Origin of the sequence: Nonomuraea rosea, from assembly GCF_039539705.1 — a bacterium.
In the GTDB taxonomy this organism is placed as follows: domain Bacteria; phylum Actinomycetota; class Actinomycetes; order Streptosporangiales; family Streptosporangiaceae; genus Nonomuraea; species Nonomuraea rosea.
In genome coordinates, this window is sequence record NZ_BAABDQ010000126.1 from 1 (window position 1) to 1,396 (window position 1,396).

Sequence of the window (1,396 nt, forward strand, 5' to 3'; positions counted from 1 at the left end):
GTTCGATCAGCTCCCACTGCTCATCGGTCAGATCCGAGGGGTAACGATCAGGGGGCATCCAGCCACCCTGGCGATCCGTACGCCGATCGTCACCCCACCACGCCGAACATGAACGATCTTCTCAAACACGCACTAAGTTCCGGCGGTAAATGGCCGGGGGCTCCGGCGTAATTTGGCCAGACGTGATCTCTTAACGGAACGAGGGCGGCCCCGCCGTGGCGGGGCCGGGGGTTGTCGGTTTGGGTGGTGGGTCGCGGGTTCGAGGCGGAACCGGCGGGAACCTCACATGACGCCGATGATCAGGTTCTCGCGGGCGGCTTCGACGACTTCTTTGGTCACGGTGGTGATCTGGTTGATCTCCAGTACGCGTTCGATTTGGTCGACGAGGCGGGTGATGAGGCGGAAGTTGCCGCTGGTGATGCGGGTGATGGCGGCGATGGCCTCGGTGGTGGCGAAATCGTCGCTCGCGCCGAGGCCCAGGTGGGGCCACTTGCGGTCCAGGACGTGAGCCTGTTCGTCGATGGACAGGGGCTTGTAGTGGTGGATGAAGCCGACCCGGGAGTAGAGCTGGGGGTAGCGGGCGAGGCGTTTTTCGATGCCGGGCATGCCGATGAGGATCACGCCGATGCCGGTGCGGTCGTGGTGGTCGCGGAGTTGCTCGAGCCCGGCCGTTTTGAGCCGGTCGGCTTCGTCCACGATCAGGAGCTCGGCGCCGGTGGAGCTGGTTCCTGGTGGAGGGTTGTCGCCGTTGCCCCGGCCGGTCTGCAGCATGAGGTCGACCGATCAACGTGGAACGGCTGCAGGGCCAGCGAGGACGAATGCCGTTGAGCTGCGACGATCCGGCGGCAGACTGGCTGTCCCGACGGTGCATCCCAACCTTTGACAAAAGATCGTTAGAAACGCTCCGAGCGCAACAAGATCGTGCAGAAATAGCACTTGTAAAGAATAGTTGCCACCTGCCGCCAGTCCTTGCGCAGGATGAGCAGGCGCATCGCGAGGTACGCCGCCGACGCGTTTGTCAGCTCAAAAACGACGGCCATATCGCCCCTGCCCGGCAGGAAGGTGCGAGTGTGGGCCAGCTTGCGCAGCTCCGCGGCCTTGAGCCAGGGGAACTCGGTAGGCGCCACGCGGGCGAGGTCCTCGATCTCCGCATCGCATCGCCGGTGGAGTGCAGCAAGGTCCTCGCGCAAGTCGTGCAGGCCGGAGAAATAGAAGCGGACGAGCGACCCGACGCCGTTCTGCAGGTCCTCATTCAACAGTTCCATCAGTCCCGGGTTCCGCAGTTCGTAGTCACACGTGGAGACTGGGCTGGGAGAATCTGCTGGTAGATGGCTTGCAGAGAGCTCCGGGGCGTCACGAAGGCCCGAGAGTGTAGTAACACGACTTCGAAGATTTC

General features: G+C 63.3%; 2 protein-coding genes. Both read right to left on the minus strand.

Going from position 1 to position 1,396, the window contains the following annotated elements:
- Positions 1–282 precede the first annotated feature (282 nt).
- Entirely contained in the window at positions 283–771 is a 489-nt protein-coding gene (locus ABEA43_RS67690; protein ID WP_345581541.1) for an AAA family ATPase, read from the minus strand.
- A 122-nt stretch (positions 772–893) separates the two neighbouring features.
- Complete coding sequence (locus ABEA43_RS67695; RefSeq protein WP_345581544.1) at positions 894–1,265, minus strand: hypothetical protein; 372 nt, start codon at positions 1,263–1,265, stop codon at positions 894–896.
- Positions 1,266–1,396 lie beyond the last annotated feature (131 nt).